We start from the raw sequence: 17,556 nt of genomic DNA on the forward strand, positions 1-17,556 counted from the left end.
ATGGCACCCGTGCCACGAGGATTGGTATCCCCATGACATCCAACGCCGATTCCGGACGCCGGTCCGGTAAACGTGTTGTTGGAGTTTCCGGGGAGACGTCCAATCTGTGGCTCCGCCTGCTGCTCTTGAGCTCTGCTGCTGCTCTGGCCGGATTGGTCGTGACGAGTATCGTCGCAGCGTTCATTAACGGTGGCCAAGGCGCGCTTTCCGCAGCATTCGGGGCTGCGCTGGTCATGCTCTTCTTTGCGATCAGCCTTCTGATCGGTCATTTTGTTGGCCGCAATAATCCTTCCGGCGCTGTCGGCCTGTTCGTGGCGACGTACTTCGTAAAAGTCGTTGGATTCGCCGTGGTCCTCTTTGTTATTGGTACTCCGTCCTGGTTGCACGGCCGATGGTTCATCATCGGCGCAGTTGTTGCCGTCGTCCTTTGGCAGGCTGCAGAGATCTACGGTTTCAGCAAAGCCCGCCTGCAGATCTACAACGATCCTGCGGATGAGAAGGGCGGCACGGATGTCTCTGCGTAAGCGCAACTCCCAGCTGACCGGCCACACCCGATCGCAAAGTGCGGCCGACGATTCTGCCGACGCCGGAAGCGATGGTGGATACAACGCCGGCATCGCCGTCTTCAGCTACATCGTTGGCGGGATCATTGTCTGGAGTTTGATAGGCTGGGGTCTGGATAATCTGTGGGGGACCCGCTGGATTGTGCTCCTTGGCGCTCTGCTGGGAGCCGCAGGAGGGTTCTATCTTTCCCATATGCACGGCCTCACCAGGCAAAGCTCTTCTTCTGGCGAGAGCAACGCAGACAGCGGTCCGTCCACGGACGGGGACAGTAATGCCAAATAATTTCACACGGAATATGGATGCGTCGAGCGCGTCCGGCTTCCAACCAATGCCCAATGATGGACACAGCAGAGAGGAAACGCGTTGATCGCGCTTGCGCTCCCCGCCCAGGATTCGGGGTCATTCACCCCACCCGGAATCGACGAAATGCACCTGCCGGCAATCCTGCCTTGGGGTGCGCACGATGGCTTCTCCAAGCAGATGCTGCTGGTGATCCTTTCGGTCGTCATTATCGCTACATTCTTCATCCTCGCTGCACGTAAGCAGCAGCTGGTTCCCGGCAAGCTGCAGTTCGCAGGCGAAATGGCCTATGGCTTCGTCCGTAACAGCATCGCCAAGGACATCATCGGCGGCAAGGACTTCATCAAGTACGTCCCGCTGTTGTTCAGCTTGTTCTTCTTCATTCTGGTGAACAACATCTACGGCGCTATCCCCGTGATCCAGCTCCCGAGCTTCTCGCACGTTGGCGGCGCCTATGTGCTCGCTGCAGTTGTATACGTCACATGGATCGCAATCGGCATCAAGAAGAACGGCCTGAAGTACTTCAAGCTGGCAACGGTTCCTTCGGGCGTGCCGTGGTACATCCTGCCGATCGTGGTCCCGATCGAAATCATCTCGAACTTCATGGTCCGCCCCGTCACGCACAGCCTCCGTCTGTTCGCGACCATGCTGGCCGGCCACTTGATCGTCATGCTCGCCGGATCCGGCATCGAGTTCCTTGTCATGCAGGAGAACGTCCTGCTCAAGGGAGCCTCGGTCCTGGTCCTGGCCGGCGCCATCGCAATGTACATGCTGGAAGCACTGATCATGGCCCTGCAGGCATACGTGTTTACTCTGCTGACCGCGATCTACATCGAAGGCGCACTGCACGCCGACAGCCACTAGGCTCCCAAATCTTCCCCTCGCGGGGATGAAGCAACCCAAACAACCTGCCGCACGGGCGGCATCTTGAAAGGAAGAAAAAATGGAAGGCTCCATCAACGGCTCCCTCAACCTCATCGGCTACGGTCTCTCGGCCATCGGCGGTGGTATCGGTGTGGGTCTCGTGTTCGCCGCCTACATCAACGGTGTTGCACGTCAGCCGGAAGCTCAGCGCGTGCTGCAGCCGATCGCGTTCCTTGGTCTTGCTCTGACCGAAGCCCTCGCCATCCTCGGCCTGGTCTTCGCTTTCGTTCTCAAGTAAACCGAAGAACCAGGCGAATTCCACACACGAGTAGATAGGACGGGTGAAATATGAATCAGCTGATCATCTCAGCCGCCACTGAAGGCGAAGAGGCCACTAACCCTCTCGTTCCCAATGTTTGGGAAATGGGTGTCGTCCTCGTCGGCTTTGCTGTCCTCCTGTACATCGTGGTCAAGTTCATTGTCCCGATGTTCGAGAAGACCTTCGCAGAGCGCGCCGAAGCGATTGAAGGTGGCATCGCAAAGGCAGAAAAGGCACAGGCCGAAGCTTCTGCAGCTCTTGAAGAGTACAAGCAGCAGCTCACCGATGCCCGCGCCGAAGCCAACCGGATCCGCGAAGAAGCACGCGCTGAAGGCGCCCAGATCCTCGCGGACCTGAAGGCGAAGGCTGCTGCCGAGTCTGCCCGCATCACCGAGCAGGCACACGCCGCCATTGAGTCCGAGCGTCAGGCAGCTGTTGTCTCGCTTCGCTCAGAGGTTGGCACTTTGGCTACCACGTTGGCTGGCCGCATCGTTGGTGAAGCACTCACTGACGATGAGCGTGCCGCACGCGTTGTGGACCGCTTCCTGGCAGATCTGGAGACCCAGAACGCAGGTGCAGCTAAGTAATGGCAGGTATATCGAGCGAATCGCTGACCACGGCGCTGGCGCAGTTGGAAGCAAAGCTTCCTTTTGCCTCGCTGCAGTTGGCAAAGGACCTCTTCGGAATCCTGGGAACGGTGGACAGCTCGGCTGGCTTGCGCCGCGCCTTGACTGACCCGTCCCGTAGTGGAGACGAGAAGTCGGCGCTGGTCAAGCAGCTGGTTAGCGGAAAAGTCTCCGCTGATGCTGCTGAAATCGCAGGCGGACTGGCTAGCTTACGCTGGGCATCTGCACGCGATATCGGCGATGCACTCGAGACTCTTGCCGCCACGGTTGTCATTGCCGTAGCTGAAAACAAGTCGGCCGTTTCTGCCTCTGGTATTACGGGGCTGGAAGAGCTGGAAAACGATCTGTTTGCTTTCAACCAGGCCGTCGCTTCCAGCCACGAAGTACAACGTGCTCTGTCTGAGCCGCAGGCATCCGCAGCGGCCAAGGTGGCACTGRCCGAGAAGCTTGTTCCTGGCGCCAGCGAGGAAGCAAAGGTTCTCATCAGCCAAGCCGTAACACAGCCGCGCGGTGTCAAGCCGAGCAAGCTCGTCGAGTCCTTCGCCAAGCTTGCAGCCAAGCGTCAGCAGCGCTGGATTGCTACTGTCAGCGTTACCCGTCCGTTGACGGAAACGCAGGCCAGCCGTCTGCAGGCCGGGCTTAACGCCCTGTACGGCCGCGAGCTGAAGGTCAACCTCAATGTTGACCGCCGCCTCATTGGTGGAATCCGGGTTCAGGTGGGCGATGAAGTGCTTGACGCTTCTGTTATCGGCCGCCTGACCGACCTCCGCCGTCAGCTCGCTGGCTAGCGAAGACAAAGCACAACTTAACTGATATAAAACCCGGTCATCGTGAGCAACGATGATCACGAAAACAGGAGAGCAGGGACTGCAGATGGCCGAATTGACCATCAACGCCGACGACGTCCGTAATGCGTTGAACGAGTTCGCGGCGTCCTACGAACCCGGAAACGCAGAGCGCGTAGAGGTTGGTCGTGTGACCACCGCAAGTGACGGCATCGCCCGTGTTGAGGGTCTTCCCTCGGTCATGGCGAACGAGCTGCTTCGCTTCGAAGATGGCACGCTGGGCCTCGCCCAGAACCTTGACGTCCGCGAGATCGGTGTCATTATCCTCGGTGACTTCACTGGCATCGAAGAGGGCCAGGAAGTTCACCGCACTGGTGAGATCCTGTCCGTTCCGGTTGGCGATGCCTTCCTCGGTCGCGTTGTCGACCCGCTGGGCCAGCCGATCGACGACCTCGGCGAGATCAAGGCCGAGACCACCCGCGCACTGGAACTCCAGGCTCCGGGCGTCACCGAGCGCAAGTCGGTTCACGAACCGATGCAGACCGGCCTCAAGGCTATCGACGCCATGATTCCGATCGGCCGTGGCCAGCGTCAGCTGATCATTGGTGACCGCCAGACCGGCAAGACCGCAATCGCCGTGGACACCATCATCAACCAGAAGGCCAACTGGGCTTCGGGCGATGTCACCAAGCAGGTCCGCTGCGTTTACGTTGGTGTTGGCCAGAAGGCTTCCACCATTGCCGCAGTGCGCCAGACCCTTGAGGACCATGGCGCGCTGGAGTACACCACAATCGTGGCCTCCCCGGCCTCGGACCCCGCCGGCTTCAAGTACTTGGCACCGTATGCAGGCTCGGCTATCGGCCAGCACTGGATGTACGGTGGCAAGCACGTTCTGGTGATCTTCGATGACCTTTCCAAGCAGGCCGAAGCCTACCGCGCGGTTTCCCTGCTGCTGCGTCGTCCGCCGGGACGCGAAGCCTACCCGGGCGACGTCTTCTACTTGCACTCCCGTCTGCTGGAGCGTTGTGCAAAGCTCTCTGACGAGCTCGGCGCAGGCTCGATGACCGGTCTTCCGATCGTCGAAACCAAGGCCAACGATGTTTCTGCTTACATCCCCACCAACGTGATCTCCATTACTGATGGCCAGATCTTCCTTCAGTCTGACCTCTTCAACGCCAACCAGCGTCCTGCTGTTGACGTTGGTGTGTCGGTCTCCCGCGTCGGTGGCGCTGCCCAGGTCAAGTCCATGAAGAAGGTCTCCGGTACCTTGAAGCTGGACCTGGCGCAGTACCGTGACATGCAGGCATTCGCCATGTTCGCTTCGGACTTGGATGCGGCTTCCCGCCAGCAGCTGACCCGTGGTGCACGTCTGATGGAACTGCTCAAGCAGGGCCAGTACTCACCGTTCCCGGTTGAGGACCAGGTTGTCTCCATCTGGGCTGGTACCAACGGTTACCTGGACGACGTCCCGGTTGAAGACATCAGCCGCTTCGAGTCCGAGTTCCTGGAACACCTGAAGCACAAGTCCTCCATCCTGACCACGCTGGCTCAGACCAACGTCCTGGATGACGACACCGCTGCCGCACTGAAGGAAGCCATCGTCTCCTTCAAGAAGGGCTTCTTCGGCGAGGGCGACAACCACCTGGTTGGCGCCGGACACGAAGAGCACGCACCGATCTCCGGTGGCGACGTCGACCAGGAAAAGATCGTCAAGCAGAAGCGCTAGTTTCGATGACCTGTTCTGCCGGGGTCCGCAAGGGCCCCGGCAGGGCAGTACGTCGGGAACTTAGGAAAGGATAAGTATGGGAGCCCAGATTCGGGTCTACCGTCAGAAGATCAGCTCGACGACGTCGATGCGCAAGATCTTCAAGGCGATGGAACTGATCGCTACCTCGCGCATCGGTAAGGCCCGCGCCCGCGTAGCAGCTTCACTGCCTTACGCGAACGCGATTACCCGCGCCGTTTCTGCTGTCGCAAGCCAGACCGAAATCGACCACCCGCTGACCACCGAGCCGGAGCAGATCCGCCGTGCCGCAGTCCTGATCATTACCTCGGACCGTGGCCTTGCAGGATCCTACTCTGCGAGTGTGCTCAAGCAGGCTGAAGGTCTCACCGAGCTTCTTCATGCAGAAGGCAAGGAAGTCAAGGCGTACCTGGTGGGCCGCAAGGCGCAAGCGTACTTCGATTTCCGTAACCGTGACTACGCCCGTGTATGGACTGGCGGCACGGACGCACCGGAATTCGAAACCGCACAGGAAGTCGGAGCTGCACTTCTCGAAGACTTCGCCAGTGACTTCGAAGAGGGTGGCGTGGACGAAATCCACGTCGTCTACACCCGCTTCAAGTCCATGGTGACCCAGGAGCCGACGGTAATCCGTTTGCTTCCCTTGGAGGTCGTCGAAGAGGAAGCAGCCTCGGAGTCAGAGCTGCTGCCGTTGTACGAGTTTGAACCGGAAACGGAGCAGGTCCTCGACGCCCTGCTTCCGCGTTACATCGAGTCCCGCATCTTCGCAGCCATGCTGCAGGCGGCAGCTTCCGAGCTCGCAGCCCGCCAGCGCGCCATGAAGTCGGCCGGTGACAACGCTACGGACCTGATCAAGAAGTACACGCGCCTTCGCAACACGGCCCGTCAGGCCGAGATTACGCAGGAGCTTTCCGAGATCGTGGCTGGCGCCGACGCCCTCGCGTCCTAGCCGATACGGATTCGGCTCGAAGCCGCACCTGCACCAAACAGATAAACTTAACCCCACGCCATCTACTGAGTGAAGTGAGAGAGATGACTGCCACTGCTACCGAACACGTAGCAACGGCCGGTGCCACCGGCCGCATTGCCCGTGTTATTGGTCCGGTTGTCGACGTCGAATTCCCGGCTGACGCAATCCCCTCGATTTACAACGCTCTGACCACTGAGATCACTCTCAATGGCCAGACCAAGACCATCACGTTCGAGACCTCCCAGCACTTGGGTGACAATCTCGTTCGCGCCATCTCCCTGCAGGCTACCGACGGACTCGTCCGCGGTACCACTGTGCGGGACTCCGGCGCTCCGATCTCTGTGCCCGTCGGCGACGGCGTCAAGGGCCACATCTTCAACGTCCTCGGCAAGCCGCTGGATGTTGAAGAGTCCGAGATCAAGGCTGACGCCTACTGGCCGATCCACCGCAAGGCTCCGTCCTTCGCTTCCCTCGAGGGCTCCACGGAGATGCTCGAGACCGGCATCAAGGTTATCGACCTCCTCACCCCGTACATCAAGGGTGGAAAGATCGGCCTGTTCGGCGGCGCTGGTGTTGGCAAGACCGTTCTGATCCAGGAAATGATCACCCGTGTTGCACGCAACTTCGGTGGTACCTCGGTATTCGCCGGTGTTGGCGAGCGTACCCGTGAAGGTAACGACCTCTGGGTTGAAATGGAAGAGGCGGGCGTTCTCAAGGACACCGCCCTTGTCTTCGGCCAGATGGATGAGCCGCCGGGAACGCGTCTGCGTGTTGCGCTGTCGGCTCTGACAATGGCGGAGTACTTCCGCGATGTTCAGAACCAGGACGTGTTGCTCTTCATCGACAACATCTTCCGCTTCACGCAGGCAGGTTCGGAAGTTTCCACGCTGCTCGGCCGCATGCCGTCCGCAGTGGGTTACCAGCCGAACCTCGCTGACGAGATGGGTCTCCTCCAGGAGCGCATCACCTCCACCAAGGGTCACTCCATCACCTCGATGCAGGCTATTTACGTGCCTGCTGATGACTACACCGACCCGGCTCCGGCAACGACCTTCGCACACCTCGACGCGACCACGGAACTTTCCCGTGAAATCGCCTCCCGTGGTCTGTACCCGGCCGTTGACCCGCTGACGTCGACCTCCCGCATCCTGGACCCCCAGTACATCGGCAAGGACCACTACAACACGGCTGTCCGTGTAAAGCAGATCCTGCAGAAGAACAAGGAACTCCAGGACATCATCGCCATCCTCGGCGTTGACGAACTGTCTGAAGAAGACAAGATCGTCGTGTCCCGTGCACGTCGTATCCAGCAGTTCCTGTCCCAGAACACCTACACCGCCAAGCAGTTCACCGGCGTCGAAGGCTCCACCGTGTCCATCAAGGACACCGTGGAAGGCTTCACCGCTATCTGCGACGGCGAGCTGGACCACATCGCAGAGCAGGCGTTCTTCAACGTCGGCGGCCTGGATGACGTCGAGCGCCAATGGGCCAAGATCCAGGAACAGACCAAGTAGTATGGCTGAGCTCGAGGTTGAGATTGTCGCAGCGGACCACTTTGTGTGGTCCGGCGCGGCCAAGATGGTGAAGGCCCGCACCAGCGATGGTGAAATCGGAATCCTGCCGGGCCACTCGCCCCTCCTGGCCATCCTGGCTGAGGGTGAGCTGGCAATCCAGCCGGTTTCCGGTGACCGTATTGCGGTAGTTGTTGACGGTGGATTCTTCTCCGTGGACAACGATCGTGTGGTCATTGTTGCTGACAACGCCCAAATGGGCGAAGCGGCTACAGCGGGGATCCGATAGCACGACCTTGATGGACGATTCCCTTATTCCGTTCATCGCCCTGGCAACGGCGTTTGCGTTGCTGATTTTTTCACTGTGCCTTTTTGGGGTGCGCCGCTTCAACCTGCGGCGCGCCCTGGGCACGGTTGACGCCTCCATTTGCACGGCTGGAAACAGTTGGCAGATGGGGGTTTGTCGTTATCAGGACAATGAACTTGAGTGGTTCCGCTTGATGTCCCTGAGCGTGATCCCAAAACATAGATACAAACGCAGTTCCTTGGAGCTTCTTGGCCGGCGTCAACCGACTGAGGATGAGCTCGTCAAGGTGCAGCCTGGCGTCGTCGTGGTTGAACTCCAATATGAAGGTAAGAAGTTCATGCTTGCCATGAACTTCGATGCCTATGCCGGTCTTTCCTCCTGGCTCGAAGCCGGGCCTGTCATCGGCGTCGGAACCTGGCGTTAGGCCCCATGGATTCTCTTCTGGACATCAGCCTTGTTGATGGTCCATTCCTGTGGTTGAGCATCATTGCGGGCATGGCGGGGGCGGTGTACCTGCTGTGGAAGCGCCAATCTTCCTGGCCGCTGGCGGTCGCAGCCTGCTTGGCGGGTGCTGTTGGCCTTGTGGTCCTGGCACATTGGATCCTGGTTGATCTGATGGCCATCTTCTCGGAAAATCTTCCCTTTGAGACTGTGGCCTGGTCGGTTCCGGCTGTCGCGGCCGCCCTGCTGTTTGGGGCCCGCTTTCCGCGCGCCACCTGGAAGAGCCGTGTCCGAAGCCTTGCTGCCATGCTTGGCGTAGTCCTCGTGAGCCTCGTCCAGGTCAATGCGTACTTTGGCCTCAACAACACTGTCGCTGACCTTCTGGGCACGGCCGTCGCCCGGATTCAACCTTTGGAGTCAAGCCTTCAACGCGCTCCGGACAGCAAGCCGGGACCTGCGCCCTCGGTTTGGAAAGCTCCGGAGTCAATGCCGCGGAGCGGCATCCTTCGGAAGGCTCAAATCCCGGGAAACGCATCGGGCTTCACAGCACGCGAAGCCTACATCTACCTTCCACCGGCCTATCAAACTGAAGCACGGCCAAGTTTGCCGGTGCTGGTGCTCTTTTCAGGGCAGCCCGGTGGTCCGGCCGACTGGTTAACCGGGGGCCAACTCCGCGCACAACTGGACAGGTTTGCTGAAGCCCATGGCGGCATCGCACCGGTCGCGATCGTGGTGGACCCAAATGGCTCGGGAAACGCCAATACGCTGTGCATGGACAGCCGCATCGCGCAGGCTGACACTTACCTGTCCCAGGATGTGCCCACCTGGATCAGCTCCACCTTGGACGTATCAAAAGATCATCGGTTGTGGGCTGTTGGTGGTTTTTCGTTCGGCGGCACGTGCGCCGTACAGATGGGGACAAACCATCCCGAACTGTTCACTTCGATAGTGGGTTTTTCCGCTGAACGGGAGCCTTCCCTGGCGAAGGACCGGAATAAGACCATCGCAGACTCGTTCGAAGGCGACGTGGGCGCTTTCGAGTCAAGGACGCCATTGTTCTTGATGCAGCAGCGGAATTACGAAGGCAGCGGCCTGTACTTGGCTGCAGGAGCCACTGACACTGAGTTTACCGACTACATGCACGTTCTCGCGGATGCTGGGAAGGAAGCGGGTTTCACCACGGAAGCGCACTCCATTCAACACGCCGGCCACTCTTGGGACACAGTGGTCAGGGGTATGCCTGGTGCCTTGGAGTTCCTGTCTTCCCGATGGGGACTAAGCCAATGAGCCTTGCCCTGAAAGGCGTCGTGCAGCCGGCCTTGAGGCAGACCGCCAAACATCTCCGCGCCACACCGTTCACCACGTTCGTCCTTGCCTTGTTCGTAGCGGTGTCCCTTCTGTCCGGAAGTATCCTTGCGGGACCTGCAGAATCCTTGCTGCCTGTGGCGGGAGTGACCCTGGCCGGTCTGCGGTCGGGGCAGTGGTGGTCCATCTGGACGTCGCTGTTCTTCACCACAAACCTGCTGGCGTTTGTCACCGCAGCCCTCATGATCCTCTTCCTGTTGGGGCTGGCGGAGCGGCGTTTCGGCTTCCTCCGGACGGCCGGTGTCTTCCTGGGGAGTCAGTTTGCGTGCATTGCGGCGTTCCTCCTGGTCACCCAAGTGGCGCTGTACATGGATGACGGTTGGATCTCCAGGATGGTGGATACCCCGCTGATCGGACCCTATGGCGCCCTGATCGCTACGGCACTTGCAGCCAGTGCGTTGCTGCCGACGCTGTGGCAACGACGCCTGAGGACCGTGGTGCTCTCCTTGTCCCTGCTGCTGGTGCTGTACATCGGACATGCCGAGACAGTGATGGGCCTTGTGGGAGCGTTGATCGGCCTTGGAGCTGCCTGGTGGATGCAGAGCAGCCAGGGTCACCTTCATTTACACCGCTCCACGGGCCGCGAAGTCCGGAACCTGCTGGCCCTTACCATGGCCATTTTCGCTGCCGGCCCTATCCTGACTGCTGCCGCCAAGAGCCCGTCCGGTCCTCTGGCAATTTTGCGGGATGTCATCCTGAACCCGCTCCCGACACTGAGCCAATTGGAAAGCACTTGCGGTGGGACAATCGACGTTGCTTGCCTTGAGTTAAGCCGCCAGGGTTACACGGGCCCTTTCGGGCTGGCCCTGGCTGTCGTGCCCGTGGTGTTGTTGCTCATTTGCGCCGAGGGCATGCGTCGTGGCAGGCGTCTGGCCCTTGGGATAGCCATCGGTGTCCAACTATTGGTCGTGGCCCTTTCCACAATTTATTTGGGGCTTTTCGCCAGCATCCCGTTGCCTCAAGGGCGTCGAGTGCCGACGCTGAACCCGGCTGTTGTACATCTCATTCCCTTGGTCTTGGTTCCGCTGACCCTGGCCGTCCTCCTGTTCGCTTATCGTGGACATTTCCGCGTTGAGTCTTCTGCCCGGATGCGGCGGCGGGTCTTCTGGCTCGTTGGCCTCACCGGCGGAACACTGGCGCTCGCGTACGCTGGCGTGTGGTTGGCTTCAGGCGGTATGACGCGCGACGGCGGCCTCTTGGGTTTGGGTGCCGAGCTCGCCAGACAGTACCTGCCGGTTCCGTTGCCCAGCGTGTACCGGAAAGTGTTTGCTGAGCGCGACGCTCTTGAAGTGTTCCTGTTTTCCTACTCCGGCACCGTCTTCTGGCTAGTGGCATTGATTGGAGCGTGGGTACTCCTCATCCGAGGCCACCATTCCGCAGGTTTGGACCATCAAGGAAGGGATCGCGCACGTGAATTGGTGAAAACCGGCGGTGATTCGCTGTCTTGGATGGCGCTCTGGGAGCCGAACAAATACTGGTTCAATCCCCGGGGGACCGGGGGAGTGGCCTATCAGCAGCATGGCCATGTCGCCCTGACTTTGGCGGGTCCCGTAGGTGCGAAGGAGCACCATGCGGAGACGGCTGGAGGATTCCTTGACTACTGCTCCCAGCATGCCTTGATACCTTGCCTCTACTCCTGCACCGATGAATTATGGCCTATGCTTCAGGCCCGCGGTTTTCGAAGGGTTGCCGTCGCCCAGGAAACCCGCTTGAGGATCAGGGGCTTGGAGTTCCGCGGCAAGGAGTGGCAGAACGTCAGGACATCACTCAACCGGGCAGCAAAGATGGGAATCACCGCCACATGGGGTCGGTATGCCGCGCTTCCGCATGCCCTGCGGGCGCAAGTGGGCGAGGTGTCCGAAGAGTGGGCTGCGCAAAAACGCGTACCTGAGATGGGGTTCACGTTGGGCGGCCTGGATGAGCTCGAGGACCCTGATGTGTTGTGCTGCGTGGCAACTGACGCAAAGGGGTTCGTTTACGGTGTGACCAGCTGGCTTCCGGTCTACCGGGACGGCAACGTTGTGAGCTGGACCTTGGACTTCATGCGTCGCCGTGGCGATGCCTTCCCCGGAGTGATGGAATTCCTGATTGCCTCGGCCATCCTGCATCTCCGGGAGTCCGTGGACGTCATATCCCTTTCCGGTTCGCCCCTGGCACGGGAAAAGGGTGAGATTGATCAGCGGGCCGAGGGACTTGCCGGCATGCTGGACCTGGTTGGCCAGGCGCTGGAGCCTGTTTATGGTTTCCGATCGTTGGCTTCTTTTAAATCACGTTTCCAACCGGACTACCGAACTTTGTTCATGTATTACCAAGACCCGTTGCACCTCCCGGCAATAGGCAGGGCATTGAGTCGCGCATACCTTCCGGGATTGTCTGTTCGACAATCCGCCAGATTACTGCGAACCCTCGTTGCTTGAATTGTCAACGCCTATTCCAAGATGGCGTCCCGCATTTCTTCACGGTTTGTAACAGGAGTTGTTGAAATATCAGACATTCTGACTATTAAACATGTTGGTCCCGCCTCGAAAGCCGGGACCAACATGTCAGTTGAAACTGCAACAAACAAAATCAACAGGTAAGACTAGACGACCGTAACGCCGGTTGCCTGGGGGCCCTTGGCGCCCTGACCGATCTCGAACTGAACGCGCTGGTTCTCATCGAGGGTTTTGAAACCACCGGTCTGGATCTCAGAGTAGTGAACGAAAACATCCCCATCCGAGTCATCCGGGGTGATGAAGCCGAAGCCCTTTTCAGCGTTGAACCACTTGACGGTTCCCAGTGCCATGTATTTCTCCTCATTATGGAACATCAGTCCGATACACCTCGTACCGGCCCTTGTTACTCCGCGAGAAGATCCGGATTCCGTCCAGGCTTGGCCTGTATGGTTTCGCAGGAGCTTCACGCTCGCAACTCGTCTTGCGAGCATGAAAACCACCTACACAAAGACTGCTACAACACTTTCATGTGCCGTGCCGGAGGTCAACGGTCTTTAAGGCAATTCGGGAAAATTTTCGGTAAAAAGAAGGTAACGCTGACAACCGCAATTCACCGTCGTCTGATTGTCCTAAGCCAGCCACTGTCCGTTACGCATGACCGCAGTAAGGCCCAGTTCCTGATCGGTAGTAACAACGTCAGCGCGAAGGCCCCGCCGCAATCCACCCACCTCGTCAGAGAGTCCAAGAATGGCTGCAGGCACTGCAGTCGCCGAGCAGATGGCGTCCGGAAGGGCGACACCCGCCGCCACGGTTTTGCGGACCACTTCCAGGAGTGTGGCTGTGCCTCCTGCGATGGAACCAGTGGAATCCAGGGTTGCCACGCCATTGCTCACGGTCACCGGCGAGGGCCCGAGCATATAGTTTCCGTCCGAGAGCCCGGCAGCGGCCATCGAATCCGTGACCAGGAGAATATTGCTGGCGCCCACCAACTGAAATACGGTAGCCACAGTGCTGGGGTCCAGATGCGTGTCGTCGGCGATGAGTTCCAGCACTGCTTTCCCCGACTGGGCGGCCCGCAGGCAAGCAGCAACGGGGCCTGGCGCGCGGTGGTGCATTGGTGGCATCCCATTGAAAAGGTGCGTCACGGTCGGGAGCGAGCTGACGCCGTCGAACCCTGCCGATTCCAGTCCTTCACGGGCCGCAGCCAACGACGCAGCGGCTGTGGCGTCGTCGCAGTCGGTGTGACCCAACGATGGCGTCACGCCGTGGAAGGTCATTAAATCTACCAAGGCAGCGGCCCCCGGCAATTCCGGGGCATATGTCATGGTGGCAAGTTTGCCGGCGGCAGCACCCACGAGTTCGTTCATGAGGTCCAGGTCCGGCTCCAGCAGGTAGTCCGGGTTCTGGGCGCCGCATCGTGCATGGGAGAGGAAAGGGCCCTCCAGGTGGATGCCGGCCACAAGGCCTTCGTCGACGAGCTTCACATACAGTTCGATCCCGCGAAGGAGGTCCTCCCGGGGCGCGGTAACCATGCTCGCGAGGAAAGTTGTGGTGCCGGAGCGGTGCAGGAACTCAATTGCTTTGCGGGCCGAGGCCTCCTCCCCGCCTGGAAAGTCCCCACCATTTCCGCCGTGGCAGTGGACGTCCACCAAACCAGGGAAGATGAAGTGGCCGCTGGGCGCACCGATGCGTATGGCGTGCCCGAAGCCTTCAAACTCATCCGCGTCAAAGCCGTCCGCCGGCCCGGCATAAGCAATACGGTCGCCGTCGATGGCCAGGAGGCCGTCTTCCACCACCGCGCCGTCACTTACAAGTGTTCCCGTGAGGATCTGCTGGCTGGGCGCGGAAGAATGGGCAAAATGGTCTGCGGCAGTCATGACTCTGATTCTAGTGGCCTAAGGTTCCCCCCAGAGGGAGAACCCAGGGAAAACCCCAGGGAAAACCCAGGGAGAACCGAGCGAGAACAGGGAAGAATCAGAAGAGCCGGGATTCGCTGTCATCCACGCCGCGCATGGCGTCATAGTCCAGTGTTATGCAGTCAATTCCGCGGTCGTTGGCGAGGACTTTGGCTTGGGGCTTGATCTGTTGGGCTGCAAAAATCCCCCGGACCGGCGCCAGTAGTGGATCCCGGTTCAGCAGCTCCAGATACCGGGTCAGCTGCTCGACGCCGTCGATGTCGCCGCGCCGCTTCAGCTCAATCGCCACCGTGGCGCCGCTCGCGTCCCGGGCAAGGATGTCCACGGGTCCGATGGCGGTGAAGTACTCCCGGCGGATGAGTGAGTATCCGGTTCCGAGGGTCTCGATCTGTTCTGCCAGGAGGCGTTGCAGGTCAGCTTCCACGCCGTCCTTGATCAGCCCAGGATCAACACCCAGATCATGGGAGGTGTCATGCAGTTGTTCATAGATGTTGATAATGAGCCGATCATCGGTCTTGGCCGACTGCACGGTCCACTGCTCAACCACGCCCTCTTCCACTTCGGTTTCCTCAGGGGACGTAACGCGCAGCGTGGCCGGCGGGCTCATCCAGTTCAGCGGCTTGTACGAACCGCCGTCGGAGTGCACCAGTACCGAGCCATCGGCCTTGACCAGCAAGAGCCTGGTGGCGAGGGGGAGGTGGGCCTTGAGACGGCCAACATAATCAACAGAACAACGGGCTATGACGAGTCGCACCCGCCTTACCTTACCCGTTGGCGGCCGGTGGCTGGGGCAGAATGGAATCATGCCCCGCTCCAACCGCCCTCGTCGCAACGCCGCCAGCACACGTTCGAACAAACCTGCCGGCAAGTGGGCAGACGAGGCCCCGGAACTGGATCTGGAACGGGCAAGGGCGGGGATTGCGCGCAGGGAAAGCGCCCCGGATGGTGACTGGATGGTCCGTACCATGACGGCGAGGAAGGCGGAGAAGCAGTACATCTGCCCCGGCTGCTCGACAGCCATCCTCCCGGGCATCGCGCATCTGGTGGTGTGGTCGGATAACCACCTTTTTGGCGAAGCGGCCGGGCTGGCCGAGCGCAGGCATTGGCACACCAACTGCTGGACGTCACGGACCTACCGGTATCGCTGACCAGGTCCCGTTGGTTCCCTTAGGCTTGGTGGCATGACTTTTGACCCCGCCTCGTTCGTTTTCACTGCGCAGGATGCTCCGTCGGCGATTCGGGCCTCCACCGTCCTTCCCGCGCGTCGGGAGAATGTGGAATTCACCACGGAAGACGGAAAACTCCTGCTGGGGGAACTCGCCGTGCCGGAATCGGGGGAGATCAGTGCAACGTTGATCACCCTCCATCCGCTGCCGACCCATGGCGGCTTCATGGACTCCCATGTTTACCGCAAGGCTTCGTATAGGCTGCCGGCTTTGGCAGGCGTAGCGGTCCTGAGGTTCAATACCCGTGGCACACACTCGCCGCGCGGGACCAGCCAGGGCAAGTTTGAAGAGGGCATCGGCGAGCGTTACGACGTCGAAGCAGCTGTCCGTTTCGCTGTTGAGCGTGGCCTGCCGAATCGGTGGTTGGTGGGTTGGTCGTTCGGGACTGAACTTGCGCTGATGTACGGCGCAGTTGAACCCGTGGCGTCGCAGATCGAGGGCGCGGTCCTGTTGTCTCCGCCGCTGCACCGGGCAACGGATGTCCACCTCAAAGAATGGGCAGCCTCAGGCAAGCCGCTTACCGTGCTGGTTCCGGAACACGACGATTATCTTCGCCCTGCAGAAGCAGCCCAGCGCTTCAGCCTGGTTCCCCAAGCGCGGCTCGTCGGCGTCGACGGCGCCAAGCACCTGTGGGTGGGAGAGAAGTACGCGGCGCGTGTCCTGGACGAAATCGTCGACGACGTCACTGCGGCAGGTGCCGGTGTGGACGGCCTGCCACGTGAGTGGGCGGGCCTGGTCGCCAACGGCGCATAGCTAAGCGGAGGGGGTCAGTGCCTGTCTTGGCGCATGATGAAGACTTCCTTGATCAGCAGCATGATGGCCGCCGCTGTCGGAATGGCAATCAACGCACCCAGGACACCCAGCAGGCTTCCGCCGGCGATGACTGAAATCACGGCCACTGCGCCCGGCACGGCCACAGCCCGCTGCATGATGCGGGGCGAGATGAAATAGGCCTCGAACTGCAGGTAGGCAAAGTAGGCGATCGCATAGCTCACGGCCGTTTGCCAGCCGGCTGTGAGCGCCACGAGGATAACCACCACAGCGGCGATCATGCCGCCAACCAGCGGGATGAAGGCCAACAGCGCCACCACGAAGGCAAGCAGGACGCTGAAGGGAATTCCGAGGATGCTCATGACGATGAAGGCAAAGAATGCGTTCAGCAGGGCGACGCAGGCCTGGCCAATCACGTAGTTGCCTACTGAATCGGTAATCGCTTCCGAAAGTGCCTCGACGCGGGGGCGGCGTGACCTCGGCGCCAGGCGGTAGGCCCATTTCTTCATGGATGGCAGGGCAGCCAGGAAGTACAAGCTAAGCACCAGGACAATCAGCGTGCCGAACAATCCGTTGGCCACAGTGGAACCGAAGCCCACAACGCCGCCGAAGATGCCGCCCATGGCTTCGGGATCCTTGACGAACTTATCCAGTTCGGTAGTGATGCGGTCACGAATGCCGAACTGGCTGTCCACTGTCCGGAAGAAGTCCGAGTCCAGGAAGCCCCGTATCCACTCTGGTGCCTGCCGGACGATCTCGGACACCTGTTCCACGATGGTGGGAATCAACGTTGCAAAGAACCCGGCAACCGCAAGGACCAGGACAGAGACAGATAACAGGATGCCGCCAGGGCGCGGGACCTTCCTGGTCTCAAGCCACCGGACTACCGGATCCAGCCCGAGGGCGATGAAGAGCGCGGCAACAATCCATAGGATCAGCTGGGTGGTATTGCTGGCGATGTAAAAGACCAGCAGGGCCACGCCAACCCCGGCCGTGCCCATGAAGCCCACATACAGCGGGTGCTGGGATGACATACGGGGTCCTGGAGCGCCGAAATCGTTGTCCTCGTCGGCTTTGACACCCTCCGCTACGACAACGGCCTCGTCTTCGGGAGGCATCTCGAACCTGACCCGTGTGCGGGCTCCCGGGATTGGTTGCCGCAGCTTGCGGGCTATTGCGGCCAGGCGTCCGGTGCGGACCGGAACGGTGGCGGAGGTCCCATCCGCGGGGGCGTCCACCACAGTTGAGCCTGACTCATCGATGGGACGGGGCTCCAAGTGGTCTTTCACGCGGTTCTGCTGCCTTTTCTACCGGATATCATGATCATCGCCACACTATCAGGAGCCCGGAATCCGGCCTTCGCGGCGCCAGTGCAGGGATCTGGGCGTCTCCGTTGCCATGGGCCGATCTGA

19 protein-coding genes are annotated in these 17,556 nt (G+C 60.2%); 15 read left to right on the top strand and 4 right to left on the bottom strand.

Annotation, left to right across the window (positions count from 1 at the left end):
• Positions 1-32: 32 nt before the first annotated feature.
• The 13 genes from AB4Y87_RS07950 to AB4Y87_RS08010 all read left to right on the top strand — a co-directional run bounded on the left by AB4Y87_RS07950 (position 33) and on the right by AB4Y87_RS08010 (position 12,213).
• Entirely contained in the window at positions 33-524 is a 492-nt protein-coding gene (locus AB4Y87_RS07950; RefSeq protein ID WP_442003847.1) for a hypothetical protein, read from the top strand.
• Positions 511-846, top strand: a complete 336-nt coding sequence (locus tag AB4Y87_RS07955) for a hypothetical protein (protein ID WP_442003848.1) — start codon at positions 511-513, stop codon at positions 844-846. Before AB4Y87_RS07950 ends, AB4Y87_RS07955 begins: the two co-directional genes overlap by 14 nt.
• An 81-nt stretch (positions 847-927) precedes the next feature.
• The gene (atpB, locus tag AB4Y87_RS07960; protein ID WP_442003849.1) at positions 928-1,728 is read left to right on the top strand and encodes a F0F1 ATP synthase subunit A; all 801 of its coding nucleotides are present in this window, start codon (positions 928-930) and stop codon (positions 1,726-1,728) included.
• A gap of 79 nt (positions 1,729-1,807) precedes the next feature.
• Positions 1,808-2,026, top strand: coding sequence for an ATP synthase F0 subunit C (gene atpE / locus AB4Y87_RS07965; protein WP_003804776.1), 219 nt, complete (start codon positions 1,808-1,810; stop codon positions 2,024-2,026).
• A gap of 50 nt (positions 2,027-2,076) precedes the next feature.
• Entirely contained in the window at positions 2,077-2,634 is a 558-nt protein-coding gene (locus tag AB4Y87_RS07970) for a F0F1 ATP synthase subunit B (RefSeq protein WP_216923955.1), read from the top strand.
• On the top strand, positions 2,634-3,461 hold the full coding sequence (locus AB4Y87_RS07975) for a F0F1 ATP synthase subunit delta (protein WP_442003850.1): 828 nt from the start codon (positions 2,634-2,636) through the stop codon (positions 3,459-3,461). Before AB4Y87_RS07970 ends, AB4Y87_RS07975 begins: the two co-directional genes overlap by 1 nt.
• A gap of 85 nt (positions 3,462-3,546) precedes the next feature.
• The gene (gene atpA, locus AB4Y87_RS07980) at positions 3,547-5,184 is read left to right on the top strand and encodes a F0F1 ATP synthase subunit alpha (protein ID WP_442003985.1); all 1,638 of its coding nucleotides are present in this window, start codon (positions 3,547-3,549) and stop codon (positions 5,182-5,184) included.
• Positions 5,185-5,260: 76 nt separating this feature from the next.
• Positions 5,261-6,151 (top strand): F0F1 ATP synthase subunit gamma, encoded by an 891-nt coding sequence (locus AB4Y87_RS07985; protein ID WP_442003851.1) that lies wholly within the window; start codon positions 5,261-5,263, stop codon positions 6,149-6,151.
• Positions 6,152-6,234: 83 nt separating this feature from the next.
• Complete coding sequence (gene atpD / locus AB4Y87_RS07990; protein ID WP_431115631.1) at positions 6,235-7,686, top strand: F0F1 ATP synthase subunit beta; 1,452 nt, start codon at positions 6,235-6,237, stop codon at positions 7,684-7,686.
• A 1-nt stretch (position 7,687) separates the two neighbouring features.
• Positions 7,688-7,972: a F0F1 ATP synthase subunit epsilon gene (locus AB4Y87_RS07995; RefSeq protein WP_442003852.1), complete on the top strand. Its 285-nt coding sequence runs from the start codon at positions 7,688-7,690 to the stop codon at positions 7,970-7,972.
• Positions 7,973-7,982: 10 nt separating this feature from the next.
• Positions 7,983-8,414 carry a DUF2550 domain-containing protein gene (locus AB4Y87_RS08000; protein WP_224091077.1) on the top strand — a complete coding sequence of 144 codons (432 nt, stop codon included), beginning with the start codon at positions 7,983-7,985 and terminating at the stop codon, positions 8,412-8,414.
• A gap of 5 nt (positions 8,415-8,419) precedes the next feature.
• On the top strand, positions 8,420-9,718 hold the full coding sequence (locus AB4Y87_RS08005; protein WP_442003853.1) for an alpha/beta hydrolase: 1,299 nt from the start codon (positions 8,420-8,422) through the stop codon (positions 9,716-9,718).
• Positions 9,715-12,213: a phosphatidylglycerol lysyltransferase domain-containing protein gene (locus tag AB4Y87_RS08010; RefSeq protein ID WP_442003854.1), complete on the top strand. Its 2,499-nt coding sequence runs from the start codon at positions 9,715-9,717 to the stop codon at positions 12,211-12,213. Before AB4Y87_RS08005 ends, AB4Y87_RS08010 begins: the two co-directional genes overlap by 4 nt.
• Positions 12,214-12,377: 164 nt before the next feature.
• Here the strand turns inward: AB4Y87_RS08010 and AB4Y87_RS08015 are convergent, their stop codons facing one another.
• From AB4Y87_RS08015 to nucS, 3 genes are all read right to left on the bottom strand, one after another.
• The gene (locus AB4Y87_RS08015) at positions 12,378-12,581 is read right to left on the bottom strand and encodes a cold-shock protein (protein WP_018776337.1); all 204 of its coding nucleotides are present in this window, start codon (positions 12,579-12,581) and stop codon (positions 12,378-12,380) included.
• A 279-nt stretch (positions 12,582-12,860) separates the two neighbouring features.
• Positions 12,861-14,108: an N-acetylglucosamine-6-phosphate deacetylase gene (locus tag AB4Y87_RS08020; RefSeq protein WP_442003855.1), complete on the bottom strand. Its 1,248-nt coding sequence runs from the start codon at positions 14,106-14,108 to the stop codon at positions 12,861-12,863.
• A 97-nt stretch (positions 14,109-14,205) separates the two neighbouring features.
• A complete protein-coding gene (gene nucS, locus AB4Y87_RS08025) occupies positions 14,206-14,901 on the bottom strand; it encodes an endonuclease NucS (RefSeq protein WP_442003856.1) in 696 nt (231 codons plus the stop codon).
• A 49-nt stretch (positions 14,902-14,950) separates the two neighbouring features.
• Between nucS and AB4Y87_RS08030 the strand changes: the two genes are divergently transcribed.
• Both AB4Y87_RS08030 and AB4Y87_RS08035 read left to right on the top strand, forming a co-directional pair.
• On the top strand, positions 14,951-15,295 hold the full coding sequence (locus AB4Y87_RS08030) for an ATP/GTP-binding protein (protein WP_224090942.1): 345 nt from the start codon (positions 14,951-14,953) through the stop codon (positions 15,293-15,295).
• A 33-nt stretch (positions 15,296-15,328) separates the two neighbouring features.
• On the top strand, positions 15,329-16,126 hold the full coding sequence (locus tag AB4Y87_RS08035; RefSeq protein WP_442003857.1) for an alpha/beta hydrolase: 798 nt from the start codon (positions 15,329-15,331) through the stop codon (positions 16,124-16,126).
• Positions 16,127-16,140: 14 nt separating this feature from the next.
• Here the strand turns inward: AB4Y87_RS08035 and AB4Y87_RS08040 are convergent, their stop codons facing one another.
• Positions 16,141-17,433 (bottom strand): AI-2E family transporter, encoded by a 1,293-nt coding sequence (locus AB4Y87_RS08040; RefSeq protein WP_442003858.1) that lies wholly within the window; start codon positions 17,431-17,433, stop codon positions 16,141-16,143.
• Between the last annotated feature and the right edge of the window lie 123 nt (positions 17,434-17,556).

It is taken from the genome of Paenarthrobacter sp. RAF54_2, assembly GCF_052113945.1.
Lineage (GTDB): Bacteria > Actinomycetota > Actinomycetes > Actinomycetales > Micrococcaceae > Arthrobacter.

Bases quoted from the DNA above. Each gene is read 5' to 3' on its own strand.
- AB4Y87_RS08010 (WP_442003854.1), top strand. From the start codon at position 9,715: ATGAGCCTTGCCCTGAAAGGCGTCGTGCAGCCGGCCTTGAGGCAGACC.
- atpE (WP_003804776.1), top strand. From the start codon at position 1,808: ATGGAAGGCTCCATCAACGGCTCCCTCAACCTCATCGGCTACGGTCTC.
- AB4Y87_RS08000 (WP_224091077.1), top strand. From the start codon at position 7,983: ATGGACGATTCCCTTATTCCGTTCATCGCCCTGGCAACGGCGTTTGCG.
- AB4Y87_RS07995 (WP_442003852.1), top strand. From the start codon at position 7,688: ATGGCTGAGCTCGAGGTTGAGATTGTCGCAGCGGACCACTTTGTGTGG.
- AB4Y87_RS08020 (WP_442003855.1), bottom strand. From the start codon at position 14,108: ATGACTGCCGCAGACCATTTTGCCCATTCTTCCGCGCCCAGCCAGCAG.
- atpD (WP_431115631.1), top strand. From the start codon at position 6,235: ATGACTGCCACTGCTACCGAACACGTAGCAACGGCCGGTGCCACCGGC.
- AB4Y87_RS08035 (WP_442003857.1), top strand. From the start codon at position 15,329: ATGACTTTTGACCCCGCCTCGTTCGTTTTCACTGCGCAGGATGCTCCG.
- AB4Y87_RS08030 (WP_224090942.1), top strand. From the start codon at position 14,951: ATGCCCCGCTCCAACCGCCCTCGTCGCAACGCCGCCAGCACACGTTCG.
- atpA (WP_442003985.1), top strand. From the start codon at position 3,547: ATGGCCGAATTGACCATCAACGCCGACGACGTCCGTAATGCGTTGAAC.
- AB4Y87_RS07985 (WP_442003851.1), top strand. From the start codon at position 5,261: ATGGGAGCCCAGATTCGGGTCTACCGTCAGAAGATCAGCTCGACGACG.
- AB4Y87_RS08015 (WP_018776337.1), bottom strand. From the start codon at position 12,581: ATGGCACTGGGAACCGTCAAGTGGTTCAACGCTGAAAAGGGCTTCGGC.
- AB4Y87_RS07955 (WP_442003848.1), top strand. From the start codon at position 511: ATGTCTCTGCGTAAGCGCAACTCCCAGCTGACCGGCCACACCCGATCG.
- AB4Y87_RS07950 (WP_442003847.1), top strand. From the start codon at position 33: ATGACATCCAACGCCGATTCCGGACGCCGGTCCGGTAAACGTGTTGTT.
- AB4Y87_RS07970 (WP_216923955.1), top strand. From the start codon at position 2,077: ATGAATCAGCTGATCATCTCAGCCGCCACTGAAGGCGAAGAGGCCACT.
- AB4Y87_RS08005 (WP_442003853.1), top strand. From the start codon at position 8,420: ATGGATTCTCTTCTGGACATCAGCCTTGTTGATGGTCCATTCCTGTGG.